The 13,608-nt window shown below is 73.9% G+C and carries 13 protein-coding genes; 6 read left to right on the top strand and 7 right to left on the bottom strand.

Annotated features, from left to right (window positions below):
* The 4 genes from IE209_RS31290 to IE209_RS31275 all read left to right on the top strand — a co-directional run.
* Positions 1–2,947, top strand: a 2,947-nt coding sequence (locus tag IE209_RS31290) for a hypothetical protein (protein ID WP_229883150.1), incomplete at its 5' end; no start/stop codon positions are given.
* Positions 2,944–4,608, top strand: coding sequence for a hypothetical protein (locus IE209_RS31285; protein WP_189690770.1), 1,665 nt, complete (start codon positions 2,944–2,946; stop codon positions 4,606–4,608). The genes IE209_RS31290 and IE209_RS31285, both read left to right, overlap by 4 nt.
* 26 nt (positions 4,609–4,634) lie before the next feature.
* Positions 4,635–4,985 (top strand): arsenate reductase (glutaredoxin), encoded by a 351-nt coding sequence (gene arsC, locus IE209_RS31280; protein WP_189690769.1) that lies wholly within the window; start codon positions 4,635–4,637, stop codon positions 4,983–4,985.
* Entirely contained in the window at positions 4,982–5,644 is a 663-nt protein-coding gene (locus IE209_RS31275) for a histidine phosphatase family protein (RefSeq protein WP_189690768.1), read from the top strand. Before arsC ends, IE209_RS31275 begins: the two co-directional genes overlap by 4 nt.
* 12 nt (positions 5,645–5,656) lie before the next feature.
* Here IE209_RS31275 and IE209_RS31270 read toward each other — a convergent pair whose 3' ends face one another.
* A complete protein-coding gene (locus IE209_RS31270; protein WP_189690767.1) occupies positions 5,657–6,298 on the bottom strand; it encodes a response regulator in 642 nt (213 codons plus the stop codon).
* 261 nt (positions 6,299–6,559) lie between these two features.
* On the opposite strand from IE209_RS31270, the gene solA reads away from it, so the two are divergent.
* Positions 6,560–7,801: an N-methyl-L-tryptophan oxidase gene (gene solA, locus IE209_RS31265; RefSeq protein ID WP_189690766.1), complete on the top strand. Its 1,242-nt coding sequence runs from the start codon at positions 6,560–6,562 to the stop codon at positions 7,799–7,801.
* On the opposite strand, the gene IE209_RS31260 is transcribed toward solA, so the two are convergent.
* Together IE209_RS31260 and IE209_RS31255 are read right to left on the bottom strand one after the other, a co-directional pair.
* Positions 7,765–8,586, bottom strand: a complete 822-nt coding sequence (locus IE209_RS31260; RefSeq protein ID WP_229883149.1) for a DODA-type extradiol aromatic ring-opening family dioxygenase — start codon at positions 8,584–8,586, stop codon at positions 7,765–7,767. The genes solA and IE209_RS31260 overlap by 37 nt on opposite strands.
* A 39-nt stretch (positions 8,587–8,625) precedes the next feature.
* Positions 8,626–8,979: a thioredoxin family protein gene (locus tag IE209_RS31255; RefSeq protein ID WP_189690764.1), complete on the bottom strand. Its 354-nt coding sequence runs from the start codon at positions 8,977–8,979 to the stop codon at positions 8,626–8,628.
* Between the two features lie 165 nt (positions 8,980–9,144).
* Here IE209_RS31255 and IE209_RS31250 point away from each other — a divergent pair, with 165 nt between their 5' ends.
* The gene (locus tag IE209_RS31250) at positions 9,145–10,113 is read left to right on the top strand and encodes a DMT family transporter (RefSeq protein WP_189690763.1); all 969 of its coding nucleotides are present in this window, start codon (positions 9,145–9,147) and stop codon (positions 10,111–10,113) included.
* Here IE209_RS31250 and IE209_RS31245 read toward each other — a convergent pair.
* From IE209_RS31245 to IE209_RS31230, 4 genes are all read right to left on the bottom strand, one after another.
* Positions 10,110–10,757, bottom strand: a complete 648-nt coding sequence (locus IE209_RS31245; protein WP_189690762.1) for an aspartate/glutamate racemase family protein — start codon at positions 10,755–10,757, stop codon at positions 10,110–10,112. The two genes, IE209_RS31250 and IE209_RS31245, sit on opposite strands and share 4 nt — an antisense overlap.
* Before the next feature lie 10 nt (positions 10,758–10,767).
* Positions 10,768–12,216, bottom strand: a complete 1,449-nt coding sequence (locus IE209_RS31240) for an MFS transporter (RefSeq protein ID WP_189690761.1) — start codon at positions 12,214–12,216, stop codon at positions 10,768–10,770.
* Positions 12,217–12,449: 233 nt separating this feature from the next.
* Positions 12,450–13,328 (bottom strand): MurR/RpiR family transcriptional regulator, encoded by an 879-nt coding sequence (locus tag IE209_RS31235; RefSeq protein WP_189690760.1) that lies wholly within the window; start codon positions 13,326–13,328, stop codon positions 12,450–12,452.
* Between the two features lie 41 nt (positions 13,329–13,369).
* On the bottom strand, positions 13,370–13,585 hold the full coding sequence (locus IE209_RS31230) for a TOBE domain-containing protein (protein WP_056670856.1): 216 nt from the start codon (positions 13,583–13,585) through the stop codon (positions 13,370–13,372).
* Positions 13,586–13,608 lie beyond the last annotated feature (23 nt).

Genomic DNA, 13,608 nt, shown 5'->3' with positions numbered 1-13,608 from the left:
CGGCGATGGCGGCCCCCCGCCCGGCCCGCACCCCGCGTCCGCCGCACCGGACGGCGACGGCAACCGCCTGCTGCCCGACCTGCGCAGCGCCGAGGTGGACGCCGCCATCGACGCCGCCCAGGCCGGCCCGGCCCTGCGCATCGGCGCCGAGCAGCCCGGTGCCGATGTGCGCCCGCCGCCGGCCGACCATGCCACGCTGGCCCAGCGCCAGCGCGCCGGCGCGCTGCACGAACAGGCCGACGGCCTCATGCACGAGGCCAACACGCTGCTGGACACCGCCATCGCACGCGAGGCCGCCGCCGCGCTGGCCGACAGCCACAACCCGCGCCGCGCCGCCGCGCTGCGCGCCGAGGCCGACCGGCTGCTGGACCAGGCCGTGGGCCTGGAGGCGCGCGCCAGCGGCCTGCGCGCCGAGGCGGCCGAGTTCGCCAGCGGGCGCCGTTCGGCCACCGCCGACCTGCCCGGCCCCGAGGACGTGGACGCGCTGTTCGCCGGCATGGTCAGCGAGCAGCCCGGCCTGGTGCGCGTGCCGCTGTCCGACGTGGAGCGCAACCCCGCGCTGCTGCAGCGCCTGGTGCGCCCGCTGCTGGAGGGCGAAGGCGGCGGCCGCATGGTGTTCCGCGTGGAGAGCGAGCGCAGCCGCAGCCTGGTGCATGTGGACGCCAACGGCAACGTGACCATCGAAGGCGGCGCCTCGGCGCACCTGAACTTCGGCTCGTTCGAGCGCGCGGTCGAGTTCGTGATGCAGAACAGCGAGGGCCGGGCCCGCATCATCGCCTTCGAGGTGGACGAAGGCTGGGTGCGCGCGCTGCGCTCGGCCGCCATCCCCGAGCACGGCACGGCCGACCTGCATGGCCAGCCGCGCCTGGTGGACGTGCGCTTCGCCGACGACCAGATGGAGATCCCGGCCGGCCTGATCGGCGAACTGGGCCGCGCCATCGTGCCGGGCAGCGGCCGCGTGCACGAGCTCGGCGCACCCGGTGGCGGCCACCCGCCGGCCGAAGGCGGCGCCGGCCGCGCCACGCCGCCGCCCGGCACCAGCCCGCGGCCTGCGCCCGGGCACACCGACGAGAGCGGCCACTCCACCACGGCCGCCGCCGTGCCAGGCAGCGAATTCCATGGCGGCACCGGCTTCGTGGTGCGGCGCGGCGGTACGGGGCTGGCCGAGGCCGAAACCGGCGCCGCGCTGCAACGGCTGATCGGGCCCGACGGCCAGTTCCACGGCACGGTGCGGCCGACCCGCAACGATCCCGGCGTGCTGCTGGTGCCGCAGCACGACGGCGGCGAGCTGCAGGTGCGCGTGCGCGTGGGTCCGGTGGAGGCCAACGCCGATGGCCTGCGCCCGGTGGCCACCTACCGGCGCAACGGCGACCGCGTGGAGATCACCGTGTCCGAGCACGCCTCGGCCGCACAGATCCAGCGGGCGCTGGCGCACGAGCTGAACGAGCTGCGCTTCTCCCGCCACCAGCGCGACGACGCGCTGCGCCCCGGCGTGCGGCCGAATCCGCCGCCGGACGCCAACGCCCAGCTGTCGCGCCACGACCGCGGCCGCGTGGGCGAGGTCGAGCACCTGGCGCGCGCGATCGAGACCGCCCGCAGCCAGGGCGACACCCGTGCCCTCGCCCGGCTGCAGGACGAAGCCGGCCGTCTGGTGGCGCACCTGGGCCTGGTGCATGGCGGCGAGGCGGCCGATGCAAGGCGGGCGCTGGCCCTGTCGGCGCTGGAGCCCGCCTCGGCCGGCCGTCGCCTGCTGGGCGAGATGGTGGAGGCGGCACGCACCAACCCCATGCTGGAGCCCTTGACGGGCAGCCTGGACGATGTGTTCGTGCTGGCACGCCAGGCCGCCCACCAGCAGACGCTGGGCCGCGGCGACCAGCGGCAGCTGGCGCTGGCCGCGCGCCGCGTGGTCGAGGAAGGCCTGGTGCGCAACGGCGGCCGCACGGTGGACCACGATGCCATCGCCCAGGCACGCGACCAGTTGCCCGACCCGGCGGCCCGCGCGCTGCTGGACCGCGCCATCGAAGAGGCCCGCGCCAAGGCCAGCGCGATCGAGCGCGAGATCGTGCGCGACCTGCGCGCGGCGCCCGATCCGCTGGCGCGCGAGCTGGCCGCGCAGCGCTTCGGCGACCACGTGAACTACCAGGATTTCGCGCTGTTCCAGGCCCGCTACCTGGCGGCCCACACCTCTCTGGACAGCGCCGACCCGGCACTGCAGCAGCGGCTCTTCACGCTGTGGGCCGGCGGCGCCTTCGTGACCGCGGGCGGCGGTGTGCGCGGCATCTCCATCGGCGCGGTGCGCGCGGTGGCCACCGACGTGCCGACCGCCGCCCTGAGCCTGCGCGACAACCCCACGCAGGAGGCCCATGCCCGCCAGCAGGTGGACGCGATGCGCGCGCGCGACGACATCCTGGCCGAGCTGGGAGGCCGGCCGCCGCCGAGCGGCCGCACGCCGGAGCAGCTGGCCGCCGATCTCAGCGCGGCCATGCTCACCATCCGCGACAGCGGCGAGGCGCTGGGCGAGGCCGCCGCCAGCCGCTTCGCCACCGACACGCTGGGCCTGGGCCAGCCGCTGCCCTGCTCGCGCACGGGCGCGGGCGTGCCCGACCTGGCCTTCAACGGGCCGGACGGGCGGCTGGTCGTGGTCGAGGCCAAGGGGCCGCAGGCCGACCTGGGCTTCCGCCGCACGGCCGATGGCCGCCGCGCCGAACAGGGCACGCCGGAGTACCTGGAGAGCCTGGCGCGTGACATGATGCGGCCGACCTCCCCGGCCGACGTGCAGGCGCTGGGCGCGCGCATCCTGGCCGCCGTGCGGGCCAACCCGCCGCAGGTGGACTACTACGTGGTGCGCCAGCCGCTGGACGCGAGCGGCCGGCCCACGCCCCTGGAAGCGCAGAAGTTCGACCTGACCACCGGCCGCACCACCACCATGACCAGCACCGCACCGTGACCACCGCACCCGACCCGCGCGACCCCGCCCTGTGGCATGCCCATGCCCAGGCCCTGGCCAACAACCTGGCCCTGCGCGAGACCGTGCTGGCCGCGCACTACGACGACGATGCGGCGCAGCTGCTGGTGGTCGCTGCCGAGCGCGCCGGGCTGGCCTCGCTCGATGCGCCCGCCGGGCCGGCACTGGCCGCAGCCCTGCGCGAAGGCGCGGCCTGTGGCGCCGCCGCCGCGCTGTGCGCCGCGCGCCGCGAGGGCCAGGCCGAGCTGGTGCTGGACGATGGCCGCACGCGCGTGTTCCGCGCCGGCGGCCGGGCCGGCCTGAGCGGCGCGCGCTGGGCGCTGGCCGTGGCGCTGGCCAGCAGCGACGGCGACGGCCTGGCGCTGGAGGTGCTGACCCATCCCGCCGCCGTGGCCGCCTGCCAGGAGGACGCCGGCACGGCCGATCCGTTCTGGACGCCTTACTGCGTGGGCCTGGCCGCGCTGTACCGCGGCGACGCCGCAGCCGCCGCGCTGCTGCAGGCCGCGCTGCAGGCCTTGCACATCCCACCCGCGATCGCCGACGCCGCGTCCGTGGCCGAACTGCGGCGGCCGGTGCTGCAGCTGGCGCTGGCGCTGGCCCAGGGCCATGCGCAGGCCGGCGACGCGCTGGCGCAGGCGCTGCAGGCCCATGCGCGCTACCACGGCGACGGCCCGGGCCGGGGCGAGGCCCTGGGCCTGCTGGCCTTCGAGCCGGGCGGGCTCTGCGCCTGGGCGCAGCGCGCGGGCCGCGCGCTGGCCGGCCCGCCCGCCGCGCTGGCGCCACTGCTGCCGCCCGTGCTGCCGGCGCAGGATGCGGCCCTGGTCTACCGTTTCGCACCGCGCCGCATCCTGCACGACGGCGAGCCGCACTGGTTCCTGGACCTGCAGGGCTTCGCGCGCGCCGGGCGCCAGCATGTGGTGGGCGAACGCGACGGCGTGCTGCAGGCGGTCTACCAGGCCCAGGGCGCGCCCGGCCTGCCGCCCAGCCGCATCGGCTTCGCGCTGCCCGATGCCCCGGTGCCACCGCCCTGGCCGCTGGCGCTGGACGCCGCGGCGCTGCAGGGCCTGCTGCACCGCGATGCCGTGCAGGGCGCAGGCGAGGCCGCCGCGCTGCGGCAGGCGCTGGCCCGCCACATCGGCGCCGAAGCCGCTGCCGCGCCGCCCGGCCAGGCGCAGGCCCAGGCGCTGGCCGCCGCCGCGCTGGTCTGCGAACAGGTGCTGCCGCTGCTGCAGGCCCTGGGAGGCCCGCAGGGCGCGGCCCTGGCCGCGTCGCTGCGGCCCCGGCCCGAGGACTATGCGGCCGTGTTCCTGCCGGACGCGGCACAGGCTGCGCGCCAGGCCTTCGACGCCGTCTGGGACGCCCAGCCGCCGCACCCGGCCCGCGCGCCGGCCGGTGCGCGCATCCGCTGCCATGCGGCGCCGGCCGGCATGCTGGCCGAAGACAACGCGCTGTCGCGCCCCTTCCCGGCCGGCTACCGCGCCGTGGCAGGGCTGCTGCAACCGCAGCGCGTCTGGCTCGCGTGGAAGGTCATCGCGCCCGGCCGCGATGCCGGCACGGTCTACGACGGCCTGGTCTGGCTGGGCGAGCGCTGGGCCTGGTTCCCCAAGCCCTACCGGGTGCTGGGCCCGCTGTTGCAGCGGTGACGTGCGAATCGGGGATCATCGCCCCCATGCACGCCACCATCTTCCACAACCCCGCCTGCAGCAACTCGCGCAGCGCGCTGGCCCTGCTGCGCGAGCGTGGCATCGAACCCGAGGTCGTCGAGTACCTGCGAACCCCGCCCAGCGTCGAACGCCTGACCGGCCTCATCGCCGCCATGGGCATCGCACCGCGCGAACTGCTGCGCAGCAAGGAGGCGCTCTACGCCGAACTGGGCCTGGACGGTGCGCAGTGGACCGATGCGCAGCTGATCGCGCAGATGGTGCAGCACCCCGTGCTCATGAACCGCCCCATCGTCGAGACGCCGCGCGGGACGCGGCTGTGCCGGCCGGGCGAGCTGGTGCTGGACCTCATCGCATGAAGACCATCACGCTCGTACGCCATGGCGAGAGCGAGGCCAACGCAGGCCTGCCCAGCAGCGACCCGGCCCTGATCCCGCTCACCGCCACCGGCATCGCCCAGGCCGCGCACTGGGCCCGCAGCATGGACTGGCGGCCGGCCCAGATCTTCAGCTCGTCCTACCAGCGCGCGCAGCACACGGCCGCGCCCTGCGCCGCGCGCTGGCAGTTGCCGATCGAGACCATCGCGAACCTGCACGAGTTCGTGACTTTGCCGCCCGACGAGGTGGCCGGCACCACCAACCTGGAGCGCAAGCCGCTCATCGACGCCTACTGGGCGCGCGCCGAGCCCGCGCACTGCACGGGCCCGGGGGCCGAGAGCTTCCTGGCCTTCGCCGGCCGTGTGGACCAGGTGCGCGCGCGGCTCGAGGCCCTGCCCGACCGCAGCGTGGTGTTCGGCCACGGCATGTGGCTGGCCATGCTGGTCTGGCGCTGCATGGGCTTTCCGGTGGACAGCACGCGCGCCATGCAGGCCTTCCGTGCGTTCCAGCTCGGCCTGCCCATGCCCAACTGCTGCAGCTATGCGCTGCACGGCGAGGACGGGCATTGGGCGATCCGCTTCGCCGCGGCGCTGCCGCGCGCGCTGCCGACGCCGGGCGAACAGGCGGTGCAGATCCAGTAGGGACCGCGCCGATCAGGGCAGCACGCCGAGCAGGCTGGTGCCCGAGGCCGTGATGTCGGTGGCGCCGGCCTGCAGGGCCTCGTCGCGCCAGCGCTTGGCCGAGTCCACGCTGCAGTAGATGTACAGCGGCACCTGGGTGCCCAGCGCCCGCAGCCGGCGCACGAGGTCGATGCCCGCGGTGCGGCCTTCGGGCCGGCCCATGTCGGTCACGACCACGTCGTAGCGCTGGGCGGCGAACCTGGCCAGGCCCTCGTCGGTGCTGAGCGCCGTGTCCACCTCCACGCCGCGGTCCTGCAGCGCGGCGATCAGGTAGCTGTTGTTGCGCGGGATGTCGTCCACCCACAGCACGCGCTGCCCGCGCGCCACGGGCACCGCGCGGGCGGCCATCGGCGCGGCCGCGGCCTCGGGCGGCGGGCCGAGCCGCTTTTCGAGTTCGGCCAGCTTGGCCTGCAGGTCCAGCACGACCTGGCTCTGCTGCTGCGCCGCCTCTTCCATGCTGAGCTCGTTGCCGGCCAGCACGATCTTGAATTTGCGCTGCTTGGCCGAGGCGATCAGCTCGCCGACCGGGCCGCGCAGCCAGACCAGCAGAAACACCGCCACGGCCGGCCAGGCCAGCGATGCGAGGGCGGAAACCAGTGCGGCGAAATCCTGCATGGCGGATGCTCCCAACGAAGCCTGGCGGCGACGCGCCGACTGTAGCCGCGGCGCGCGCATATGCACATGCGAAGTTCTTCGTGGCGCCGGTGCCGCGGCCTGCCTACGCTAGCTGGCATCGTCACCACCGCGGATCGCCCCATGCCTCTTCCCCTGCACCGCCGCCAGGCCCTGCAACGCGCCGCAGCCCTGCTCGGCGCCCCGGCCACAGGCCCGTCCAGCGCGTGGACGCGTTCCCGGATCTGAACCCGCTCTGACGCCATGGCCGTTGCCGACGAACCCTATGACGTGGCCGTGGTCGGCCTGGGCGCGCTGGGCAGTGCCATCGTGCGCCCGCTGGCCCAGCGCGGCGCAAGGGTGCTGGGGCTGGACCGGCATGCGCCGCCGCACGACTTCGGCTCCTCGCACGGCGAGTCGCGCATCACGCGGCTGGCCATCGGCGAGGGTGACGCCTATGTGCCGCTGGTGCGGCGCTCGCACGCGATCTGGCGGGAACTGGAACGCCAGACCGGCGTGCCGCTGTACGAGGCCACCGGCGGCCTGGTGCTGGGCAGCGAGCGCAGCCGCCGGCTGCACCATGGCAAGCCCGATTTCCTGCACCGCACGATCGGCAGCGCACAGCGCCACGGCATCGCGCACGAGCTGCTGGACGCGCGCGAGATCCGGCGCCGCTTCCCGCCGTTCGCGCTGCGCGGGGACGAGATCGGCTACTGGGAGCCCGAGGCCGGCGTGGTGCGGCCCGAGCAGGCCATCCGCGCCCAGCTGGCCGTGGCGCGCGCGGCCGGTGCCCAGCTGCGCAGCGGCGAGACCGTGCTCGCGCTGGAGCCGCACGGCGACGGCGCTGTGACGCTGGTGACGGACCAGGGCCGCCACCGCGCGCGCCAGGTCGTGCTGTCGGCCGGCGCCTGGCTGCCAGGCCTGCTGCGGGGCCTGGGCCAGCCTGGCTGGGCCGAGGAGTTCGCCATCTACCGCCAGACCATGCACTGGTTCGCGCTGCCGCCCGAGGTCGCGCCGGCCTTCGCGCCGGGTCGCTTTCCGGTCTTCATCTGGATGTACGGCGAGGCCGAGGAGGACTACTTCTACGGCTTCCCGACCGCCGACCCGGTGCAGCCCGCATTCAAGGTGGCGACCGAGCAGTACCTGGCATCGACCACGCCCGAGGCGCTGCAGCGCGAGGTCGGCGCCGAGGAAGCGGCCACCATGCACGCCAGCCGCGTCGCGGGCCGCTTTCCGCAGGCCGGACCGCAGGCGCTGCGCTCGCGCGCCTGCATGTACACGGTCACGCGCGACCGCGACTTCGTCGTCGACCGGCTCGGCGACGGCCTGCCCGTCTGGGTGGCCTCGGCCTGCTCGGGCCACGGCTTCAAGCACTCGGCCGGGCTGGGCGAGGCCATCGCGCTCAAGCTGCTCGACGTGGGCACGGGCGCGCTGCTGGCTTCATTCCAGCGGCGCACGGCGCCGCAGGCTCAGGCAGCGTCGCCGGCCGCCGCGCCGAACCGGTAGCTCGACACCGAGAGCCCGCCCACGAAGTCGCTCTCGTGGTAGACGCGGACGGCCTGCTCGTCCTCGGCCGCGCCGACCGCCACCATGAGCGGGATCAGGTGCTCCTCGCGCGGGTGCGCGATGCGCGCGGCCGGGGCCTGCTCCCAGTCCACCAGGGCCTGGCTGCGCTGCGCGGGCGCGCTGGCCAGGGCCTGGCCCAGCCAGTCGTCGAAGGCCTTGGACGGCGCCGCTGCCTGCGGGCCGAACGCGCGCAGGTTGTGGTAGCTCAGGCCGCTGCCCACGATCAGCACGTCCTCGTCGCGCAGCGGCGCCAGCGCCCGGCCCAGGGCCAGGTGCTCGGCCGGGTCCAGGCCGCGCCTGAGCGACAGCTGCAGCACCGGCACGTCGGCCTGCGGATAGATCGCCTGCATGGGCGAGAACATGCCATGGTCGTAGCCGCGCTCGGCGTCCACGGCCGCCGGCAGGCCGGCCGCCTGCACCAGCGCCTGCACGCGCGCCGCGATGGCAGGCGCGCCCGGCGAGCGGTAATGCACCTGGTAGGTGTGCGGCGGAAAGCCGCCGTAGTCGTAGACCATCCCGGGCCGGGCCCCGGCCTGCACCGTGAAGGCCGGCGCCTCCCAGTGCGCAGACACCATCAGCACCGCGGCGGGCTTGCGGCCGAGCTGGCGCGGCATGTCGGCCAGCGCGGCCTCGAGCCTGGCGTAGGTATCGCCCATCTCGGCCTTCATCCAGGGCCAGGGGCCGCCGCCGTGGGAGATGAAGTAGGTGGGCAGGCGTGGGGGCATGGAAAGCGTCATGGCATCGGCACCGGGAGCAAAGAGGATTCAGGAGGCCTGCAGCAGGTCCAGCAGTGGCTGCGCCGCGGGATCGACGCCAGCGGCCGGCTGCTGCAAGCCCTGCAACAGCCGCTCGACCACCGGCAGCTGGGGCTGCACCGGGCCGCAGAACAGCGGCGTGGCGCCGTCGGCGATCAGCAGCACCGGGAAGGTCTCGATGTCCAGGACGTCGAGCACGGCCTCCTGCGCGTCCACGTCGACCCAGACGAACCGGTCCTGCGGATGGGCGGCGGCCAGCGCGTCGAAGCGGGCGCGCCATTCGCGGCAGACACCGCACCACTCGGCACACAGGCAGTAGACCAGGCGCCCTGCGGGGCGCGCGTCGGAGGCGTTGGCAGACATGGGGCGCCATCATGCCAAAGCCCGCCTGACCGCGCGGTGACAAGCTCGAGTCATCGCACAACTCGCCTGCATCAGCGCCATAACAGCCCCGGTTAGAAGGAGTGGCGCCGGCAAGTTGTCGTACAACGAGGCACAATGCACCGTTTTGGTTCATCCACGCTGCCCATGTCGGCCCCCATTACCTCCGTTCCGCCGGCCCGGCCTTGCGCGCTGACCGACCGCAGGACCGTGTTCCTGCTCGCCACGTTCTGCTGCCTGCTCTGGGGCAGCTCCTATCCGGCCATCAAGGCCGGCTATGCGCTGTTCGGCATCGCCAGGGACGACACCGCCTCCAAGCTCGTGTTCGCGGGCTGGCGCTTCGCGCTGGCCGGGGTGGCGCTGCTGGCCTTCGCCGCGGCGAGCGGCAAGCGCGTGGGTGGCTGGCCGGCGCGCACGCTGGGCCAGTTCGCGCTGCTGGGGCTGGTGCAGACCGCGCTGCAGTACTGGTTCTTCTACATCGGCCTGGCCCACACCACGGGCGTCAAGAGTTCGATCATGAACGCCACCGGCACCTTCTTCAGCGTGCTGCTGGCGCACTGGATCTACGCCAACGACAGGCTCAGCTACGGCAAGGCGATCGGCTGCGCGGTGGGCTTCGCGGGCGTGATGGTGGTGAACCTCGGTGCAGGTCTGGGCGGCGTGCTGGCCCTGGACTTCTCGCTGCTGGGCGAGGGCTTCGTGGTGATCGCGGCAGCCGTGCTGGCGGGCGCCAGCATCTACGGCAAGCGCATCTCGCAGGGCGTGGACCCCATCGTCATGACGGGCTGGCAGCTGGCCATCGGCGGCGCGGCGCTGCTGGTGCTGGGCTATGCGCTGGGCGGTGCGCTCACGCGCTTCACGCCGGCATCCACCGGGCTCTTGGCCTACATGGTGCTGCTGTCCTCGCTCGCGATCTCGCTCTGGAGCCTCTTGCTCAAGCACAACCGCGTGAGCCTGGTGACGGCCTTCAACTTCATGGTGCCGGTGTTCGGCGCGCTGCTGTCGGCGCTGTTCCTGCACGAGACCATCCTCGAGTGGCGCAACGCCATCGCGCTGGTGCTGGTCTGCGTGGGAATCTGGCTCGTGACGCGCGAGCCGCGCGCGCGCCGACCCTAGAGCAGCGCCGCCACGCGCCGCATCGCCGCCGCCACGGGCGAGACCACCGGCACGCCGAACTGCCCGGCCAGCCGCGCCGCGCTCTGCGCCAGCGGGCCACCGCCGATGACCACGGCCTGTGCGCCGTCCTGCTCGATGCAGGTGCGCACGGCCTGGCCCAGCAGCCGGTCCTGCAGGCCGGGGTCGGCCGCCAGGCGCAGCGGATCGTCCTTGGGAATGCGCGTGCCGCTGAACTGCGCCGAGAGGCCCAGCCGCGCCACGGCCTGGGCGATGGACTCGGCCAGGCCCGGCGTGGTGGTGGCCACGCCGAAGCGCCGGCCACCGGCGGCCGCCTCCTGCATCGAGGCCTCGCCGATGCCGACCACGGGCACGGCCACGCGCGCGCGCAGCAGGGCCAGGGCCGGATCGCCGAACGCGGCCACCACGATAGCGGCGACACCGGGGGCTTCGCGCACGCCGATGGCCAGCACCTCGTCCACGGCGGTGGCCAGTTCGGCGTCGCTCGTGATCATGGGCGCGCCACGCGCCGCCGTGGCGCTGCACAGCGCCAGCGCCGGCGGCAGCGCCGCGCGGGCCAGTTCGGCCATCATCGCCGTCGTCGCGGCCGAGGTGTTGGGGTTGATCAGCAGCACCTTGCGCGCCATGCCGTCCCCCTCAGCGCGCAGCCGGCGCCGACCGCAGGGCCAGGTCCGGCGCGCCGGCCTCGGCCTCGTCCTCGATGGACTTGCCGTAGGTCTCGGGCGCGAACTGCACGGCCAGCGCGAAGATGCCGTACATGGCCGCGATCATGCCGAACATGCCGGCCACGCCATGCAGGTCGAACATCCGGCCCGCCAGCAGCTGCGACAGCGCGCCGCCCACCGTGCCCAGCGCGAGCAGGAACGAGGTACCCAGGCCGCGCATGCGCGTCGGGTACAGCTCGGGCGCGTAGATCCAGATCGAGGTGTTCAGCGTCAGCACGCAGAACTGGAACAGCGCGCCGCAGACCAGCACCATGGCCACGCTGGAGGTCAGGTTGCCGAAAGCCAGGCCGGCCAGGCAGGCAGCGATCGCGCCGATGGTCAGCACGCGCTTGCGCGGGAACCTGTAGCCCAGCACCGAGGCCGCGATGGCGCCCAGCAGGCTGCCGCACTGCATCACGATCGTGAAGGCGAAGCTCTTGGTGATGGAGTAGCCCTGCGCGACGAGGATGGTGGGCATCAGCGTGAGCACCGACAGCTGCGCCCCGAAGGTCATCCACGAGGCCACGCCGACCGCGATGGTGCGCCGTGCGTAGCCACCGCTGAAGATGTCGGCCAGCCGCGTCTTGCGCACCGGCGCCGCGGCCGCCTGCGCATCGGCCGTGATGTAGGCGTGCAGCGGGAACTGCGCATTGGCGAGCTTGCCGGCGGCCAGCATGGACAGCACGCGGTTGGCCTCCTCCACGCGGCCCTGCGAGAGCAGGTAGCGCGGCGTCTCGGGCACGAAGCGGCGGTAGAACACGATGAACACGGCCGGCAGCACCAGCGCGCCGAACAGCCAGCGCCAGGCGTTCTCGCCCGGGAACAGCGCGAACACGCCCAGCGCGAAGGCCGGCGCCAGCATGTTGCCCAGCCCGCCGCCGCCCACGTTGATGAGGCCCACGGCCGTGCCGCGGAACCGGGACGAACAGAACTCCGCCAGCATGGTCACGGCTGTCGTGATCTCGCCGCCCAGGCCCAGGCCGACGATGAAGCGCGCCAGCGCCAGCACCGCGTAGTTGGGCGCCAGCGCACACAGCACGGCGCCCAGCGTGAACAGCGCCAGGTTCACGTTGAGCATGAAGCGCCGGCCGAAGCGGTCGGCACAGTAGCCCGAGCCCAGCCGCCCGAGCGCCGCGGCGATGAAGGTGATGGTGTTGAGGAAACCGATGTCGGTCGCGTCCAGCCCCCAGTGCTGGCGCAGCAGCGGCCCGACCAGGCCCACGGCGTTCTGCTCGAACACGTCGAACAGCACACCGCAGACCACGAGAAAAATGATGCTCTTGTGCGAGCGCGTGACGCCGATCTGCTCGAGCGCCGATTCGAGTTGGTGCATCTGCGCCGTCTTGGGCGCCGATGCCGAGATGATCGCTTCTCCGGCCATGGTGGATACCTCCTGATTGCCTGCGCTGAAGGGCGGGCGGCCGCTTCGGCCGCACCCGCGTGGTGCCCGCGACGGGCATGGGCTATGAAAAGCATTTTTCAGACCAGATTGTTTGTGAAAACAAGTTTTCAAAAACATCGGGACAAACCCGTGCGTGCTGCAGGTGGAGGAGGCAGGGTGTCGGGGCCGGTGGCTGGTCCCGGGCCGCGCCAGCAGGGGCGCGGGAGCCCGGTTCAGGCGTCGTCGCCCCGCGGCGCGGTGCGCAACTCGCCCAGCGCGGCGTGCGCGGCCTCCACGCCGGCCAGCCGCTGGCGGCCGGCCGCACCGGCGGCCTGCAGCGTGCGCGTGGCCAACAGCTCGCACAGCAGCATCGGCGCCACGTGGCTGTCCAGCGGGCCGGGCGCGGCCGTGTGGCAGTGCAGCAGCCAGCGCGCACCGGCGCCCTCGGCCGACGAGGGCTCGGTCACGAACACCACCTGGGCGCCCGATTGCGCGGCGTGCCGCGCGAAGTCCGCCGCCACGGCCGGGCTGCGGCGCAGCGCGAACACCACCAGCACGTCGCCGGCGGCGATGTCCACCGCGTACTCGGCCAGCGTCTCGCCGGGCCCGGGCAGCACCTGGGTGCGCGGCAGCACCTGGGCCAGCTGCCAGCGCAGGTAGGCCGCGAAGCTGCGGTTGTTGCGAAAGCCCAGGAACCAGACCGCGCGCGCCTGCGCCATGGCCTGGGCGATGGCGTCGAGCCGGGCGTCGTCGAGGCCGCGCAAGGTGGCGGCGATGTTGTCCTGTGCGGCCTGCGCATGTGCCGCCATGCCGCCGCCGGGCGTGCCGGCCGGGCGCGGCGCCAGGTACAACGGCGAGCCGGCCGAACGCTGGTCGCGCGCATGGCGGCGCGCTTCCTCATAGCTGGCATAGCCCAGCCGCTGCACGAAGCGCGTCACGCTGGCGTTGGACACGCCCACCAGGGCGGCGAGCTCGGAGGCACTGTAGCTCGCCAGTTCGCCCGGGAAGTCGAGGATGAAGCGGCCCAGCCGCTGCTCGGTGGGCGGCAGCTGGTCCAGCAGCGCGCGGATGCGCGCGAGGAAGGAGACGGAAGAGTCGTCGTGGGCAGGCATGGGCGCCGGCGATGCTAAGCCATCGCGCGGCCCCGCTGCGTTCAGAGCTTGGCGATCGACACCTCGGTCGACTTCACGAGCGCGACCACGTCCGAGCCCGGCTTGAGCGCGAGCTCGTCGACCGAGCGCGTGGTGATGACCGAGGTGACGATGCCCCAGGGCGTCTCGACATCGACCTCGGAGACGACGTCGCCGCGGATGATCTCCTTGACCTTGCCGCGGAACTGGTTGCGCACGTTGATGGCTTGGATGCTCATGACAAAAATCTCCTGGTGAAGTG

The sequence above is a fragment of the Pseudorhodoferax aquiterrae genome, from assembly GCF_014652235.1.
GTDB lineage: Bacteria > Pseudomonadota > Gammaproteobacteria > Burkholderiales > Burkholderiaceae_C > Pseudorhodoferax > Pseudorhodoferax aquiterrae.
Note: the sequence above shows the minus strand (reverse complement) of the source record. Positions and strands in the feature narration are given on the sequence as shown.

Excerpts from the sequence above, each read along its gene's own strand:
- arsC (WP_189690769.1), top strand. The coding sequence starts at position 4,635 with ATGCACGCCACCATCTTCCACAACCCCGCCTGCAGCAACTCGCGCAGC.
- IE209_RS31275 (WP_189690768.1), top strand. The coding sequence starts at position 4,982 with ATGAAGACCATCACGCTCGTACGCCATGGCGAGAGCGAGGCCAACGCA.
- IE209_RS31270 (WP_189690767.1), bottom strand. The coding sequence starts at position 6,298 with ATGCAGGATTTCGCCGCACTGGTTTCCGCCCTCGCATCGCTGGCCTGG.
- solA (WP_189690766.1), top strand. The coding sequence starts at position 6,560 with ATGGCCGTTGCCGACGAACCCTATGACGTGGCCGTGGTCGGCCTGGGC.
- IE209_RS31260 (WP_229883149.1), bottom strand. The coding sequence starts at position 8,586 with ATGCCCCCACGCCTGCCCACCTACTTCATCTCCCACGGCGGCGGCCCC.
- IE209_RS31255 (WP_189690764.1), bottom strand. The coding sequence starts at position 8,979 with ATGTCTGCCAACGCCTCCGACGCGCGCCCCGCAGGGCGCCTGGTCTAC.
- IE209_RS31250 (WP_189690763.1), top strand. The coding sequence starts at position 9,145 with ATGTCGGCCCCCATTACCTCCGTTCCGCCGGCCCGGCCTTGCGCGCTG.
- IE209_RS31245 (WP_189690762.1), bottom strand. The coding sequence starts at position 10,757 with ATGGCGCGCAAGGTGCTGCTGATCAACCCCAACACCTCGGCCGCGACG.
- IE209_RS31240 (WP_189690761.1), bottom strand. The coding sequence starts at position 12,216 with ATGGCCGGAGAAGCGATCATCTCGGCATCGGCGCCCAAGACGGCGCAG.
- IE209_RS31235 (WP_189690760.1), bottom strand. The coding sequence starts at position 13,328 with ATGCCTGCCCACGACGACTCTTCCGTCTCCTTCCTCGCGCGCATCCGC.
- IE209_RS31230 (WP_056670856.1), bottom strand. The coding sequence starts at position 13,585 with ATGAGCATCCAAGCCATCAACGTGCGCAACCAGTTCCGCGGCAAGGTC.